This window comes from Mesocryomonas lacus, from assembly GCF_055730105.2.
Window position 1 is genome coordinate 696,499 of record NZ_JBUZWF020000002.1, and the last position, 14,078, is coordinate 710,576.

Annotated in this window: 16 protein-coding genes; 14 read left to right on the forward strand and 2 right to left on the reverse strand. The window is 66.3% G+C overall.

Annotation, left to right across the window (positions count from 1 at the left end; genetic code table 11):
- The first annotated feature begins 251 nt into the window (after positions 1-251).
- The 3 genes from dapA to ACZLZQ_RS08290 all read left to right on the forward strand — a co-directional run bounded on the left by dapA (position 252) and on the right by ACZLZQ_RS08290 (position 2,430).
- Positions 252-1,133 (forward strand): 4-hydroxy-tetrahydrodipicolinate synthase, encoded by an 882-nt coding sequence (gene dapA, locus ACZLZQ_RS08280; RefSeq protein WP_472948936.1) that lies wholly within the window; start codon positions 252-254, stop codon positions 1,131-1,133.
- 138 nt (positions 1,134-1,271) lie between these two features.
- Positions 1,272-1,748 (forward strand): SsrA-binding protein SmpB, encoded by a 477-nt coding sequence (gene smpB, locus ACZLZQ_RS08285; RefSeq protein WP_472931517.1) that lies wholly within the window; start codon positions 1,272-1,274, stop codon positions 1,746-1,748.
- Between the two features lie 118 nt (positions 1,749-1,866).
- Positions 1,867-2,430 (forward strand): peroxiredoxin, encoded by a 564-nt coding sequence (locus ACZLZQ_RS08290; RefSeq protein WP_472948937.1) that lies wholly within the window; start codon positions 1,867-1,869, stop codon positions 2,428-2,430.
- 18 nt (positions 2,431-2,448) lie between these two features.
- On the opposite strand, the gene ACZLZQ_RS08295 is transcribed toward ACZLZQ_RS08290, so the two are convergent.
- Together ACZLZQ_RS08295 and ACZLZQ_RS08300 are read right to left on the reverse strand one after the other, a co-directional pair.
- Positions 2,449-3,108, reverse strand: a complete 660-nt coding sequence (locus tag ACZLZQ_RS08295) for a uracil-DNA glycosylase (RefSeq protein WP_472948938.1) — start codon at positions 3,106-3,108, stop codon at positions 2,449-2,451.
- On the reverse strand, positions 3,083-3,679 hold the full coding sequence (locus ACZLZQ_RS08300) for a LabA-like NYN domain-containing protein (RefSeq protein WP_472948939.1): 597 nt from the start codon (positions 3,677-3,679) through the stop codon (positions 3,083-3,085). The genes ACZLZQ_RS08295 and ACZLZQ_RS08300 overlap by 26 nt, the downstream gene beginning before the upstream one ends.
- 302 nt (positions 3,680-3,981) lie before the next feature.
- On the opposite strand from ACZLZQ_RS08300, the gene rpoZ reads away from it, so the two are divergent.
- The 11 genes from rpoZ to panB all read left to right on the forward strand — a co-directional run bounded on the left by rpoZ (position 3,982) and on the right by panB (position 14,056).
- Positions 3,982-4,368: a DNA-directed RNA polymerase subunit omega gene (gene rpoZ, locus ACZLZQ_RS08305; protein ID WP_472931522.1), complete on the forward strand. Its 387-nt coding sequence runs from the start codon at positions 3,982-3,984 to the stop codon at positions 4,366-4,368.
- 125 nt (positions 4,369-4,493) lie between these two features.
- Positions 4,494-6,716 (forward strand): RelA/SpoT family protein, encoded by a 2,223-nt coding sequence (locus tag ACZLZQ_RS08310; RefSeq protein WP_472948940.1) that lies wholly within the window; start codon positions 4,494-4,496, stop codon positions 6,714-6,716.
- A 50-nt stretch (positions 6,717-6,766) separates the two neighbouring features.
- Positions 6,767-7,345, forward strand: a complete 579-nt coding sequence (gene pyrE / locus ACZLZQ_RS08315) for an orotate phosphoribosyltransferase (RefSeq protein WP_472931935.1) — start codon at positions 6,767-6,769, stop codon at positions 7,343-7,345.
- A gap of 116 nt (positions 7,346-7,461) precedes the next feature.
- Positions 7,462-8,052: a DUF2062 domain-containing protein gene (locus ACZLZQ_RS08320; RefSeq protein ID WP_472948941.1), complete on the forward strand. Its 591-nt coding sequence runs from the start codon at positions 7,462-7,464 to the stop codon at positions 8,050-8,052.
- Positions 8,049-8,474, forward strand: coding sequence for a holo-ACP synthase (acpS, locus tag ACZLZQ_RS08325; RefSeq protein WP_472931525.1), 426 nt, complete (start codon positions 8,049-8,051; stop codon positions 8,472-8,474). Before ACZLZQ_RS08320 ends, acpS begins: the two co-directional genes overlap by 4 nt.
- 153 nt (positions 8,475-8,627) lie before the next feature.
- Positions 8,628-9,377 (forward strand): signal peptidase I, encoded by a 750-nt coding sequence (gene lepB / locus ACZLZQ_RS08330; protein WP_472931526.1) that lies wholly within the window; start codon positions 8,628-8,630, stop codon positions 9,375-9,377.
- Positions 9,365-10,072 (forward strand): ribonuclease III, encoded by a 708-nt coding sequence (rnc, locus tag ACZLZQ_RS08335; RefSeq protein WP_472931528.1) that lies wholly within the window; start codon positions 9,365-9,367, stop codon positions 10,070-10,072. Before lepB ends, rnc begins: the two co-directional genes overlap by 13 nt.
- Positions 10,069-11,112, forward strand: coding sequence for a GTPase Era (era, locus tag ACZLZQ_RS08340; RefSeq protein WP_472948942.1), 1,044 nt, complete (start codon positions 10,069-10,071; stop codon positions 11,110-11,112). Before rnc ends, era begins: the two co-directional genes overlap by 4 nt.
- A 75-nt stretch (positions 11,113-11,187) precedes the next feature.
- Positions 11,188-11,928: a DNA repair protein RecO gene (gene recO / locus ACZLZQ_RS08345; RefSeq protein ID WP_472948943.1), complete on the forward strand. Its 741-nt coding sequence runs from the start codon at positions 11,188-11,190 to the stop codon at positions 11,926-11,928.
- Positions 11,929-12,350: 422 nt separating this feature from the next.
- Positions 12,351-13,241, forward strand: coding sequence for a pantoate--beta-alanine ligase (gene panC, locus ACZLZQ_RS08350; protein WP_472949224.1), 891 nt, complete (start codon positions 12,351-12,353; stop codon positions 13,239-13,241).
- Positions 13,238-14,056 carry a 3-methyl-2-oxobutanoate hydroxymethyltransferase gene (panB, locus tag ACZLZQ_RS08355; RefSeq protein ID WP_472948944.1) on the forward strand — a complete coding sequence of 273 codons (819 nt, stop codon included), beginning with the start codon at positions 13,238-13,240 and terminating at the stop codon, positions 14,054-14,056. Before panC ends, panB begins: the two co-directional genes overlap by 4 nt.
- Positions 14,057-14,078: the final 22 nt, after the last annotated feature.

Sequence of the window (14,078 nt, forward strand, 5' to 3'; positions counted from 1 at the left end):
TTGGTAAATCTCTCACGGACACGATGAAACAATCGTAAAGGCTTAGGTTAAACGAAGGACGGTTTTCCTCGGGCGTCTGCGCGTCGGCTTGTCTCCCCAACGCCCGTTCACTATGGTACCGGGCTTCGTGCGGGCGGATGCGGCCTATTTCGTGGCCGATTGGTCGAACGCACGATGACGTTATCTCAGCGACAAACGGGCAGGACGTCCGGCGCGGCAATAAGCCGACATGACGGACGGCGGGAGTGGGAATGTTCAAGGGTTCAATGCCGGCGTTGGTCACGCCCTTCACTGCTGACGGGTCGCTCGACGAGGCGGCGTTCCGCGCTTTCGTCGAATGGCAGATCGGGGAGGGCTCGCATGGCCTCGTGCCGGTCGGCACCACCGGCGAGAGCCCGACGCTGTCGCATGCCGAGCACAAGCATATCGTCGAGCTTTGCGTCGAGGTATCGGCGAAGCGCGTGCCGGTGATCGCCGGCGCCGGCTCGAACAACACGGCCGAGGCGATTGATCTCGCGCAGTTCGCCGAGAAGGCTGGGGCCGACGGCCTGCTGGTGGTCACGCCCTACTACAACAAGCCGAGCCAGAAGGGCCTCTACGCCCATTATTCGGCGATCGCCCAAGCGGTGTCGCTGCCGATCTTCATCTACAACATCCCGCCGCGCTCGGTGATCGACATGTCAGTCGAGACCATGGCGCGGCTGGCGGCGGACTTTCCGAACATCGTCGGCGTCAAGGATGCCACTGCCAAGCTCGACCGCGTCTCGGAGCAGCGTATGCTCTGCGGCAAGGATTTCATCCAGCTTTCCGGCGAGGATGCCACCGCGCTCGGCTTCAACGCACATGGCGGGTCCGGCTGCATCTCGGTGACGGCCAATGTCGCGCCGCGCCTCTGCGCCGACTTCCAGACCGCCAGCCTGTCCGGCGATTTCGCCGCCGCGCTGGAGATTCAGGACCGCTTGATGCCGCTCCACAAGGCGATGTTCATCGAGCCGAACCCTGGCGGCCCAAAATACGCGCTGTCGCGCCTCGGGCACATGGCAAACCACCTGCGCTCGCCGCTGACGACCATCGACAAGTCGACCGAGGAGGCGATCGACAGCGCGCTTCGCCATGCCGGCCTGCTGAACTAGGTCGGGCCTTTCCGCAAGCGGCCGGTGAGGATTCGCCGGCCGGGCGCTTGAACTGACGCGCACAATCCTCATTTCGGGGATCATCACAGCCGATGCCCGCCGCCCATGATGGCGGGCGCACAGGATCGTCCGACCCCGATGGCATCGATACCCCTCAGAACCAATTCCGGCATTGTCGCGGAAAACCGCAAGGCGCGGCACAATTACGCGATCATCGACACGCTGGAGACCGGCATCGTCCTGACCGGCACCGAGGTGAAGGCGCTTCGGCTCGGCCGCTCGACCATTGCCGAATCCTACGCGACGGAGGAGGGCGGTGAGCTGTGGCTGATCAACTCCTACGTCCCGGAATATCTGCAGGCCAACCGCAACAACCATGAGCCGCGGCGCCGCCGTAAGCTTTTGGTGCGTGCGACGCAGTTGAACCGGCTGGCAGGCGCCATCCAGCGCGACGGCATGACGCTGGTGCCGCTGAAGATCTATTTCAACGACCGCGGCATGGCCAAGCTCGAGCTCGCGGTCGCCAAGGGCAAGAACGCGCCGGACAAGCGCGAGGCCGAGAAGCAGAAGGACTGGAACCGCCAGAAGGAGCGGCTCCTCAAGGACAACCGCTAGCGCAGACTGTCTGCCAGCGGCGTGACGGAAGCCGGCAAGGTCAATCTCGACCGATTGCCGGCTTGCGTTTGCCAGGCTTTTTGCGTTCCATGGAACGAGCGATGCTGGGAGGCTTGCGATGTCCTTTGAAAACACACGACTGCCGGAAGGACTGCCGCCGGCGCAGGATGATGGTGGCGCACAGCATTTGACGGGCATGCGCTTGCCGCATGTCGTCTTGCCCGCGACGCAAGGCGGCGCCGTCGATCTCGCCCAGCTGCGGGGGACCCTTGTGGTCTTCGCCTATCCCATGACCGGCCGGCCCGGCCATCCCTTGCCCGGTGGATGGGACGAGATTCCCGGTGCCCGCGGCTGCACCCCTCAAGCCTGCGGTTTTCGCGATCTTTTCAGCGAGCTTCGGGCCCTTGGCGTCTCGCATGTCTTCGGCGTTTCCACCCAGACCACCGCCTACCAGAAGGAGGCGGCCGAACGCCTGCATCTGCCGTTCCCCTTGCTGTCGGATGCGAAGGGCGAGCTGACCGAGATGCTGGATCTCCCGACCTTCGAAGCCGACGGCGATCTGCTGCTCAAGCGGCTGACGCTCGTGGCGCGGGACGGGATGATCGAGAAGGTGTTCTATCCCGTCTTCCCGCCGGACCGGAATGCGGCGGACGTTTCGGACTATCTCGCCAGCCGCCGATAGCCGCGCCGCTGGCCGCTTTCAGCGGCCGAGGTGCTCGGCGACGCCGCGGAAGACGTCGAAGAACATCGCCTCCGTCAGGACTCCGGTATTGGTGTTGTAGCGCGAGCAGTGATAGCTCGACGTCAACCGGATGCCGCCGATCTCGTGCGTACCGCCATGCGAGAACGGCGCGTCTTTTAGCTTCAACCCGAGCGCCCGCACGGTCGATTCATGCGCGATCCGGCCGAGGGTCACGATCGCCCGCAGGTTCGGCAGGCCGGAAAGGGTCGGCGTCAGGAACTGCCGGCAGGTGTTGATCTCGAGCGGCACCGGCTTGTTCTGCGGCGGCACGCAGCGAACGGCGTTGATGATCGCCGTCCCGAAGAGCTCCAGCCCGTCGTCCGGGCGTGCCGCGAAACGGTCGTTGGCAAAGCCGAAGCTGTTCAGCGTCTTGTAGAGGAGGTCGCCGGCGAAATCGCCGGTGAACGGCCGTCCGGTCCTGTTGGCACCGCGCACGCCGGGCGCCAGCCCGACGACGAGAAGCTCCACCGCATCGGGGCCGCCGGCGGGAAAGAAGGTGGGGACGGGCGCGTTGTGCCAGCCGGGCTCGCGCAGCCGCCACTCCTCGCGGAAGGCGACGAGGCGGGGGCAGAGCGGGCAGTCGCGCGACGGCTCAATAATCTTCGTCGGCATCCGCATCCGTATCCGCCTCGGCGCGCCGGGCGAGCCGTGCCTCGCGCTCGGCCGGGCTGCGGCCGATCTCGCTGCGCAGGCTGACGAGGTCGATGAAATGATCCGCTTGGCGGCGCAGGTCGTCGGCGATCATCGGCGGGTTGGTCGACAGCGTCGACACCACGGACACCTTGCGGCCCTTGCGCTGCAGCGCCTCGACCAGCGAGCGGAAGTCGCCATCGCCAGAAAACAGCACGAAGTGGTCGACCGTATCGGACAGCTCCATCGCATCGACCGCCAGCTCGATGTCCATGTTGCCCTTCACCTTGCGCCGACCGCTGGCGTCGGTGAACTCCTTCGCCGGCTTGGTGACGAGCGTGTAGCCGTTATAGTCGAGCCAATCGATCAGCGGGCGGATCGAGGAGTATTCCTGATCCTCGAGCAGCGCGGTGTAGTAGTAGGCCCGCAAGAGGTAGCCGCGCTTCTGAAAGGCGGAGAGCAGCTTCTTGTAGTCAATGTCGAAGCCAAGGCTGCGGGACGCGGCGTAGAGATTGGCGCCGTCAATGAAGAGCGCGATCTTTTCGCGGGAATCGAACATGAACCTCTTTCGAACAGGGACTGAAAAGAGCTGCTTGAAAATCTGTCGCCCGAAGTCGGCCGCTGCAATGCTGGCTCGGTCGGGGCTTGGCCTACGATACGTGCCCGCCAGGCAATTGCCAACGGTGCATATGACGACAGGAAGAACGGTGCGGTAGCGGTGGATAAGCTTTCCAGACCCACTTTTTGTTTCCCAAAGCCGCAGCTCTTTCAAAACCTTCCGCGTTGCGCCCTTGTGCCAGTGGGATGAAACGGTTATGGAGCGCACTTCATAGCTTGCAAAGTCGTTGTTAGGAGACAGGCATGGCCCGCGTCACCGTGGAAGATTGCGTCGATAAGATCGAAAACCGTTTCGAGCTTGTCCTGCTTGCCAGTCATCGCGCCCGCCAGATCGCGCAGGGCCAGCAGATCACCATCGATCGCGACAACGACAAGAATCCCGTCGTCGCGCTGCGCGAGATCGCCGACGAGACGCTGTCGCCGGGCGACCTCAAGGAAGACCTGATCCACTCGCTGCAGAAGCATGTCGAGGTCGACGAGCCGGAGCCGCAGGCACCGCCCGCCGGCGCCATCGACGACAAGAGCGGCGACGACAGCGACGACAACGTCTCGTTCGACCGGATGAACGAGGACGAACTCCTCGCCGGCATCGAAGGCCTCATCGCCCCGGAAAAGAACGACGATTTCTGATGCCGCATCGCAGTCCGGCCTTTCGGTCGGACGCTTTACGTACTTATATGCAAAGGGCGCTTCGCAAGCTGCGAGGCGCCCTTTCTTTTGGCCGATGATCTCCCGAGAGGCCGGTTCCTGATCCCATGATGCGACAATATGAACTCGTCGAGCGCGTGGCGAGCTACAAGCCCGACGTCGATGAGGCGCTTCTCAACCGCGCCTATGTCTACGCCATGCAGAAGCATGGTGCGCAGAAGCGCGCCTCGGGCGACCCCTACTTCTCGCATCCGCTCGAAGTGGCGGCGATCCTCACCAACATGCGCCTCGACGAGGCAACCATCGCCGTCGCGCTGCTACACGACACGATCGAGGACACTGACGCTACCCGCAAGGAGATCGACCACCTCTTCGGCGCCAAGATCGGCCAGCTGGTCGAGGGCCTGACCAAGCTGAAGCGGCTCGACCTTGTCTCGAAGAAGGCCGAGCAGGCGGAGAACCTGCGCAAGCTGCTGCTGGCCATCGCCGACGATATTCGTGTGCTCCTCGTCAAGCTCGCCGACCGGCTGCACAACATGCGCACGCTTGGCCACATGCGCTCCGACAAGCAGGAGCGCATCGCCCAGGAGACGATGGACATCTATGCGCCGCTCGCCGGGCGCATGGGCATGCAGGACATGCGCGAGGAGCTGGAGGACCTGTCCTTCCGCTATGTCAACGGCGAGGCCTACCAGACCATCACCATGCGTCTTGCCGAACTGCGCGACAAACATGCCGGCACCATCGCCAAGATCGAGAGCGATCTGGCCGACCGGCTGCGCGAGAAGGGCATCGACGCCATCGTCAAGGGACGGCAGAAGAAGCCCTATTCAGTGTTCTCCAAGATGCAGCGCAAGGCGCTCTCGCTGGAGCAGCTGTCCGACATCTTCGGCTTCCGGGTTCTCGTGCCCACCGAGGACGACTGCTACCGCACGCTCGGCATCGTCCACCGCACCTGGCCGCTCGTGCCCGGCCGGTTCAAGGACTACATCTCGATCCCCAAGCAGAACGACTACCGCTCGATCCACACGACGATCGTCGGACCGTCCCGCCAGCGCGTCGAGCTGCAGATCCGCACCAAGGAAATGCACCAGATCGCCGAGCAGGGCGTCGCCGCGCACGCGCTCTACAAGGACGGCGCTTTCGCCGAGGAGGGGCATGACGGCCGCGTGGTGCTGTCGGCCGAGAGCAATGCCTATGGCTGGCTCCGGCGCACCATCGATCTGCTGGCCGAGGGCGACAATCCCGAAGAGTTCCTCGAGCACACCAAGCTCGAGCTGTTCCAGGACCAGGTGTTCTGCTTCACCCCGAAAGGCCGCCTGATCGCCTTGCCGCGCGGCGCGACGCCGATCGATTTTGCCTATGCCGTGCACACCGATGTCGGCGATACCTGCGTCGGCGCCAAGATCGACGGCCGCATCATGCCGGTGGTGACCGAGCTCACCAATGGCGACGAGGTCGAGATCATCCGCTCCAAGGGCGCGACGCCGCCGGCGTCCTGGGAGACGGTCGCCGTCACCGGCAAGGCGCGCTCGGCCATCCGGCGTGCCACCCGCCTCGCCATCCGCCGGCAGTATGCAGGTCTCGGCCAGCAGATGCTGGCACGCAGCTTCACGCGTTCCGGCAAGACGTTCAGCCGCGAGGGGCTGAAGCCCTATCTCGGCAAGCTCGGGCAGAAGGACGTCGACGATGCGATGGCCGCCGTCGGGCGCGGCGAGCTTGCGGCCGCCGACGTGCTGAAGGCGGTGCATCCGGACTTCCAGGACAGCCGGGTCACCAAGATCTCCAAGCGGACCGACGAGGAGGGCTGGTTCAACCTGCGCACCGGCATCGGCATGATGTTCCGCATTCCGAGCATCGCCGAAGCCGAGAAGCGCGGCCTTGCCATCCCCATCCGCGGCGCCGGCATCGACACGCCCGTGCAGTTCGGGCCGGATGGCGCTGTGCCGGGCGACCGAATCGTCGGCATCCTCGAGCCGGGCAAGGGCATCACCATTTACCCGATCCAGGCGCCGGCGCTGATGGCCTTCGACGACGAGCCGGACCGCTGGGTTGACGTGCGCTGGGAGATCGACGCGGAGATGAATGTCCGTTTTCCCGCCCGCATCCTCGTCGCCGTCTCGAACGAGCCCGGCACGCTTGCCGAGATCGCCGAGACGATCGCCGCCAACGACGCCAATATCCACAGCCTTTCGACCGTCAAGACGGCGCCGGACATCACTACCATGGTCATCGACCTCGAGGTATGGGACCTCCAGCACCTGACCCGTACGCTCAACCAGTTGCGCGCCAAGACCTGCGTGTCCGAAGCCGTGCGGATGAACGGCTGAGCCCCTTTCCCCTTCCGGCCCCGATGGATCCCGAGATGACCGACACCGCGATGACCAGCCAGGACGTGCTCGACGTGTTCCGCGAGGCCGGCGCCTATCTCGAAGGCCATTTCATCCTGACCTCCGGCCTGCGCAGCCCGATCTTCCTGCAGAAGGCGCGCGTTTTCATGCATGCCGACCTGACGGAGAAGCTCTGCCGCGCGCTGGCGGCGCGGATCGCGGCCGAGGTGCCGGGGGACATCGACTACGTCGTCGGCCCTGCCGTCGGCGGGCTGATCCCGGCCTACGAGACGTCGCGCCACCTCAAGGTGCCGGCGATCTGGGTCGAGCGCGAGAACGGCCAGTTCCGCTTGCGCCGCTTCGAGGTCGAGCCGGGCGCGCGCGTCGTGATCGTCGAGGACATCGTCACCACCGGCCTGTCGATCCGAGAGACCATCGTCTGCATGCGCGAGCTCGGCGCCGAGGTCGTGGCGGCCGCTTGCCTGATCGACCGCTCGGCGGGGAAGGCCGATGTCGGCGTACCGTTGATCGCGCTGGCGGAAGTCGCGGTTCCCGCCTATCCCGCCGACGCCTTGCCGCCGGAGCTCGCCGCAATTCCGCCGATCAAACCGGGTAGCCGCTCTCTCTGATCGGGCTGCCGATTTTTCCGCTGACCACGGCAGCCGTCACGCCTTCCGCACGGCGCCGGGAAGCCCAATCGCTGTAGCATGCAACCCCCGCCGGGCCGGCGCACTGAAGGATCGACATGCTGTTTCGCCGGCGGGAAAAGCTCGGCTTCATCGCCCGGATGCGCAGCCTCTGGCCGCGCCGGTCCTGGAGCCGTTCGCTGCGGTACCTGCAGAAGCGCGTGCTGCGGCTGCGGGCGAGCCCGCATGCGATCGCCGCCGGCTTTGCCGCGGGCATCTTCGCCTCGTTCACGCCCTTCCTTGGCTTCCACATCATCCTCGCCTTCGCCATCGCCTACCTCATCGCCGGCAATCTCGCCGCGGTGGTGCTGGGCTGCACGGTCTGCGGCAATCCTTTGACCTACCCGTTCATCTGGGCCTCGACCTACGAGCTCGGCCGCTACTTCGTGCAAGCGCCGGCGCTCGGTGGCCCGCCGCCGGAATCGCTCGGTCATGCGCTGGAGCACATGAACCTCGCGGCGATCTGGGAGCCGGTGCTGAAGCCGATGCTGATCGGCTCGCTGCCGCTCGGCATCGCGTTCGCGCTGGCCGGCTACGGGCTCGTCTTCGCCACCGCGCGCAGCTTCCAGCAGCGCCGCGCACGCCAGCTGCTGCAGCGGGTCGAGGCGGCCCATGCCGGCCGGGCCGGTGCGGCCGGGGAGGCATCATGATCATCGGCGTCGGCAGCGACCTTATTGACATCCGCCGCATCGAGAAGACGCTGGAGCGCCACGGCGCCCGCTTCATCGACCGCATCTATACGCCGATCGAGAAGGCGAAGTCCGAGCGACGCAACCAGCGCGCGGCCTCCTACGCCAAGCGCTTCGCCGCGAAGGAAGCCTGCGCCAAGGCGCTGGGGACGGGCCTTGCCCAGGGCGTTTTCTGGCGCGACATGGGCGTCGTCAACCTGCCGAGCGGCGCGCCGACTATGGCGCTGAGCGGCGGTGCCGCCGCGCGCCTCGCCAGGCTGATGCCGGCCGGCCATCAGCCGTATATTCACGTGACCATCACCGACGACTACCCGCTCGCCCAAGCCTTCGTGATCATCGAGGCGCGCCCAGGCGCGGCGCCAGCGGCCGGCGCCTTGCCCTGACAAGCCGCTGGCAGAGGGCGTCCGGCTTGGGGTTCGGTCTTTGTTCGCCCGGGCCAATTGCTCCGGCGGGGCATAGCCGCTAGTAAGGCCGCTGCGGTCCCGGCCGCGCATTTCCAGACACACTGCGTTTTCGCGATCTCTGAAGGAACGGGCATGGGCGATCGGGCCGAAGCAAAGGCAAGCGGCGGTTTCGGCGAAACGGTCAAGGTCATCGTGCAGGCGCTGCTGCTGGCGCTGGTGATCCGCACCGTGCTGTTCCAGCCGTTCTCGATCCCCTCGGGCTCGATGATGCCGACGCTGGTCGAGGGCGACTACCTCTTCGTGTCGAAGTGGAGCTACGGCTACAGCAAGTATTCGCTGCCCTCGCTGCCGCCCTATGTCGGCTACCTCCCGACCGAGGGAAGGGTGCTCGCCTTCACGCCGACCCGTGGCGACGTCGTCGTCTTCCGCAAGCCGCACGAGGAAGAGACAGACTACATCAAGCGCCTGATCGGCCTTCCGGGCGACCGCATCCAGGTCCGGGACGGCGTCCTCTTCATCAACGACGTCGCCGTGCCGCGCGTGCCGGAGGGCGACTTCACCGCCGAGGACGGCAGCAAGGTGCCGCAGTTCCGAGAGACGCTGCCGAACGGCGTGACCTACCTGACCCTCGACCTCAACCCGAACTCCTCCGGCGACAACACCCGCGAGTTCGTGGTGCCGCCGGACCATTACTTCATGATGGGCGACAACCGCGACAACTCGCTGGATAGCCGCTTCGACGTCGGCTACGTGCCCGCGGAGAACCTCGTCGGCAAGGCGCAGGTGATCTTCTTCTCGATCGGCGGCGGCGAGTCGCCCCTGAAGATCTGGCGCTGGCCGACGGAGCTTCGGCTGGACCGCGTCGCCACATGGCTAAGCTAAGGCCGGACCGCTCGCTCGACGAACTCGAACGCCGCATCGGGGTGAAGCTTTCCGACCGCGCGCGGCTCGAGCGGGCGGTGACCCATTCGAGCCTCCGCGGCGGCGGCACGGCGTCGAGCTACGAGCGGCTCGAATTCCTCGGCGACCGCGTTCTCGGACTGGTCATCGCCGAGAAGCTGTTCGAGATGTTTCCTAAAGCCAGTGAGGGCGAGATGTCGCTGCGGCTGAACTCGCTGGTCTCGGCCGAGGCCTGCGCCGAGATCGCCGACGAGATCGGCCTTGCCGACTTCATCCGCCACGGCGGCGACGTCAAGAAGGTCAAGGACGAGAAGAGCCGCAACATCCGCGCCGATGTGATAGAATCGCTGATCGCCGCGATCTATCTCGGCAACGGGCTGTCGGATGCGCGCGACTTCATCCACCGGCTCTGGGGCGACAAGCTGGGCAGCGCCGTCTCCGCACGCCGCGACGCCAAGACCGCCCTGCAGGAATGGGTGCACACCCGCACCACTGTGGCGCCGCGCTACGAGATCGTCGAGCGCACCGGCCCCGACCACGACCCGGTCTTCACCGTGCGCGCGGTGATCGAGAATGTTGAGCCCGCCGAGGGCACCGGCCGCTCCAAGCGGCTGGCGGAGCAGGAAGCGGCAAGCGCGGTCCTCTTGCGCGAAGGTATCTGGAAGGACGAGAGTTGAGCGACGAGACCCCCAAGGGGGATAACCCCGAGATCGAGCCCACCGCTGAGACCGAGGCGGCCAAGACGGCTGCGACCCCCGAGACGAGCGAGAACCCTGCCGTCGAGACGCGGGCCGAGGCGGCCAATGCCGCGGCCGTCGAGGCCGGCACCCGCTCGGGCTTCGTCTCGCTGCTCGGCGCGCCGAATGCCGGCAAGTCGACGCTGGTCAACAAGCTCGTCGGCACCAAGGTCTCGATCGTCACCCACAAGGTCCAGACGACGCGGGCGTTGGTGCGCGGCATCGCCATCGAGGACAAGACGCAGATCGTCTTTGTCGACACCCCCGGCGTCTTCGCGCCGAAGCGCCGGCTCGACCGCGCTATGGTGAAGACCGCCTGGACTGGCGCGCGCGACGCCGACGTGGTGCTTGCCATCATCGACGTCGAGCGGGGCCTGACCGAGGAGGTCGAAGCGATTCTCGAGCGCCTGAAGGAAAGCCCGCTGCCGGTGGTGCTGCTCCTCAACAAGGTGGACCTCATCCAGCGCGACAGGCTGCTTGGCCTCACCAAGGACATCACCGAGCGCGGCATCGCCTTCGAGAAGGTGTTCATGATCTCGGCGCTGAAGGGCTCGGGCTGTCCCGACCTGATGGAATGGCTCGCGCAGCGCCTGCCGGCCGGCCCCTGGTACTATCCCGAGGACCAGATCACCGACCTGCCGATCCGCCAGCTCGCCGCCGAGATCACCCGCGAGAAGCTGTTCCTGCGCCTGCACCAGGAACTGCCCTATGCCAGCCACGTCGAGACCGAGCTCTGGCTGAAGCGAGAGGACGGCTCGATCCGCATCGAGCAGACCATCTTCGTCGAGCGCGAGAGCCAGAAGAAGATCGTCATCGGCCACAAGGGGGAGACCATCAAGGCGATTGGCCAGTCCGCCCGCCGCGAGATCTCCGAGGCCGCCGAAGAGACCTGCCACCTCTTCCTGTTCGTGAAGGTCCGGCAGAACTGGGGAGACGACCCCGAGCGCTACCGCGAGATGGGCCTCGACTTCTCAAGCTGATCCCGGAGCCCGCGTGCCGCCGCGCCATTCCGCCATTCCGTCCGCCACGGCACCGACGTCGATCGGAGCCAGCTGATGGAGTGGCGCGAGGAAGGCATCGTGCTCGGCGTGCGCCGGCACGGCGAGACCTCCGCGATGGTCGAGCTGGTCACGCGCGACCGCGGCCGGCAAATGGGTATCGTCCGCGGCGGCCGATCGCGCAAGCAGCAGCCGGTGCTGCAGCCCGGCAACCAGGTCGAGGTAACCTGCCGCGCCCGGCTCGATGAGCACATGGGCACGATGACGCTGGAGCCGGTCGAGCTGCGCGCCGCCCGGCTGATGGAGAGCCCGGTCGGCCTGCACGGCATCCAGCTCTTGGCCGCCTACATCCGCCTCCTGCCGGAACGCGACCCGCATCCCCGGCTCTATGATGGCCTGAAGATCATCGTCTCGCACTTCAGCGACCCGCTCACCGCCGGCGAACTGGTGCTGCGCTTCGAGATCGCGCTGCTCGAAGAACTCGGCTTCGGCCTCGACCTCGACACCTGTGTCGCCACCGGCGTGCGCGAGAACCTCGTCTACGTCTCCCCGAAATCCGGCCGCGCCGTCAGCGCCGCGGCGGGGCTTCCCTGGCACGACAAGATGCTGGCCTTGCCGGCCTTCCTCGGCACCCTCGGCGCCCGTGCCGACGAAGCCGCGCTCGCCGATGGCTTTCGCCTGACGCGCTATTTCCTCGCCCGCCACGTCTGGTCGCCGCGCGGCCTCGACGAGCCCGCCGCCCGCGAGGCGATGATCGCGGCGATCGCCAAGGGGTTAGGGGAGGGTGCCGCACGTTGAGGACATTGCGCTGCACTCACCTCTGCGGTTCGTCATCCCGGACTTGATCCGGTCCACTTGGCTCTTCGTCATCCCGGGCTTGACCTCTGCGAAACCCTTAATTTCGCTGGGATCCATTCCTCAACGTCGAGGTTTGCAGTCCGCATCAGGCACGGCGGCAGCGGTCGGCCTGAGTGGATTTCTGCAGCGATTTGGAATGGATCCCGGATCAAGTCCGGGATGACGACCCGCAGAAGTGGCACCACGATGAAGCGCGACCAGGCTACGCCGCACTCCACACATCCCAATCACCCGATACACCCCGAACACCCCATGCAGCCCGCGCATATCACCTTGTGGCTTTCGCCAGAGACCACCATTTTTCCGTGACCTCCGCCGGTAAAAGTGGCAAAGCGTGCGCAAGAGATGGGCAGGTGGGCACCTTGAAACTGATCCGTACGATTTCCGAACTCCGCCAGGCGCTCGGACCGGAGCGGCGCGCCGGACGCTCGATCGGCCTGGTGCCGACCATGGGCTATCTGCACGGCGGCCACATGGCGCTGGTGGACCGCGCCAAGGCGGCGTGCGATCTCGTCGTCGTCAGCATCTTCGTCAACCCGACGCAGTTCGGGCCGAACGAGGATCTCGCCAGCTATCCGCGCGACCTCGAAGCCGACCTCGCGCTCTGCCGCGCGCACGGCGTCGACGTCGTCTTCGCGCCGGATGTCGCGGAAATGTACCCCGAGCCGATGCAGACGACGATTGACGTCTCGTCGCTGTCGTCCATTCTCATCGGCATCGATCGTCCCGGCCATTTCCAGGGCGTCGCGACCGTCGTCGCCAAGCTTTTGAACATTGCCCAGCCCGATCGCGCCTTCTTCGGCAAGAAGGATTTCCAGCAGCTCGCGGTCGTCAGCCGGATGGTGCAGGACCTGTCGCTGCCGGTCGAGATCGTCGGCGTCGAGACCGTGCGCGAGGCCGATGGCCTAGCCGCGTCGTCGCGCAATGTCCGCCTGTCGACGGAAGACCGCGCCGCCGCCGCGGTCATCTCGCAGGCGCTGGACAAGGCGGAGGCGATGGTCGCGGCCGGTGAGGGGGATCCGCGCAAGGTGGTGGCGATGGTGCGCGAGATTATCTCGGACGAGCCGCGCGCCACCGTCCGCTCGGTTGATCTCCGCAGGTCCGCAACGCTCGGCACGGTCGACCGCATCGACGCGGATACGCTCGCCGGTGCGCCTGTGGTGGTGCTCGTCACCGTCCGGTTCGGCGAGGTTCTCCTCATCGACCAGCGCGAGATCACCGGCACCCCGCTTGCATCAGGAGACCGCCGATGAGCGCCCAGACCAGCATCAAGCGGATGACCGCTCCCGGCATTCTCGCCCGCAAGGGTGGCGATCCGATTGTCGCGCTGACGGCCTACAGCGCGCTGACGGCGCGGCTGGTCGATCCGCATGCCGACTTCCTGCTGGTCGGCGACAGCCTCGCCATGGTCGAGCACGGCATGGACTCGACGGTCGGCGCGACGCTGGAGATGATGATTCTGCATGGCGCGAGCGTCGTGCGTGGCTCCTCGACGGCGCTCGTCGTCGTCGACCTGCCTTTCGGCAGCTATGAGGAGAGCCCCGCCGTCGCCTTTCGCAACGCGGCAAGGCTGATGGCCGAGACCGGCTGCGGCGCGGTGAAGCTCGAGGGCGGCGTCCTGATGGCCGAGACCATCGCCTTCCTCACCAGCCGCGGCATTCCGGTGATGGCGCATATCGGCCTGACGCCGCAGGCGGTGAACACGTTCGGCGGCTTCAAGACGCAAGGCCGCGACCGCGCCGGCTGGGACGCGATCAAGGCCGATGCCGTCGCCGTCGCCGAGGCCGGCGCCTTTGCCGTCGTGGTCGAGGGCGTCGTCGAGCCGCTGAGCGTCGAACTCACCGCCGCCATCGCGGTGCCCACCATCGGCATCGGCGCCTCGGCAAAGTGCGACGGCCAGATCCTGGTGCTGGAAGACATGCTCGGCTTCTCGCCGCGGGTGCCGCGCTTTGTCCGCAAATTCGGCGATCTGGGGCAAGGGGTGACGGACGCGGTGGCGGCCTATGCGGCGGCCGTGAAAGACCGGTCGTTTCCGGGGGCGGAGAACGTGTACCTGCCGAAGGACTGAGGGGATCGAGCGACTAGCCGGC

Excerpts from the sequence above, each read along its gene's own strand:
- dapA (WP_472948936.1), top strand. The coding sequence starts at position 252 with ATGTTCAAGGGTTCAATGCCGGCGTTGGTCACGCCCTTCACTGCTGAC.
- smpB (WP_472931517.1), top strand. The coding sequence starts at position 1,272 with ATGGCATCGATACCCCTCAGAACCAATTCCGGCATTGTCGCGGAAAAC.
- ACZLZQ_RS08290 (WP_472948937.1), top strand. The coding sequence starts at position 1,867 with ATGTCCTTTGAAAACACACGACTGCCGGAAGGACTGCCGCCGGCGCAG.
- ACZLZQ_RS08295 (WP_472948938.1), bottom strand. The coding sequence starts at position 3,108 with ATGCGGATGCCGACGAAGATTATTGAGCCGTCGCGCGACTGCCCGCTC.
- ACZLZQ_RS08300 (WP_472948939.1), bottom strand. The coding sequence starts at position 3,679 with ATGTTCGATTCCCGCGAAAAGATCGCGCTCTTCATTGACGGCGCCAAT.
- rpoZ (WP_472931522.1), top strand. The coding sequence starts at position 3,982 with ATGGCCCGCGTCACCGTGGAAGATTGCGTCGATAAGATCGAAAACCGT.
- ACZLZQ_RS08310 (WP_472948940.1), top strand. The coding sequence starts at position 4,494 with ATGATGCGACAATATGAACTCGTCGAGCGCGTGGCGAGCTACAAGCCC.
- pyrE (WP_472931935.1), top strand. The coding sequence starts at position 6,767 with ATGACCAGCCAGGACGTGCTCGACGTGTTCCGCGAGGCCGGCGCCTAT.
- ACZLZQ_RS08320 (WP_472948941.1), top strand. The coding sequence starts at position 7,462 with ATGCTGTTTCGCCGGCGGGAAAAGCTCGGCTTCATCGCCCGGATGCGC.
- acpS (WP_472931525.1), top strand. The coding sequence starts at position 8,049 with ATGATCATCGGCGTCGGCAGCGACCTTATTGACATCCGCCGCATCGAG.
- lepB (WP_472931526.1), top strand. The coding sequence starts at position 8,628 with ATGGGCGATCGGGCCGAAGCAAAGGCAAGCGGCGGTTTCGGCGAAACG.
- rnc (WP_472931528.1), top strand. The coding sequence starts at position 9,365 with ATGGCTAAGCTAAGGCCGGACCGCTCGCTCGACGAACTCGAACGCCGC.
- recO (WP_472948943.1), top strand. The coding sequence starts at position 11,188 with ATGGAGTGGCGCGAGGAAGGCATCGTGCTCGGCGTGCGCCGGCACGGC.
- panB (WP_472948944.1), top strand. The coding sequence starts at position 13,238 with ATGAGCGCCCAGACCAGCATCAAGCGGATGACCGCTCCCGGCATTCTC.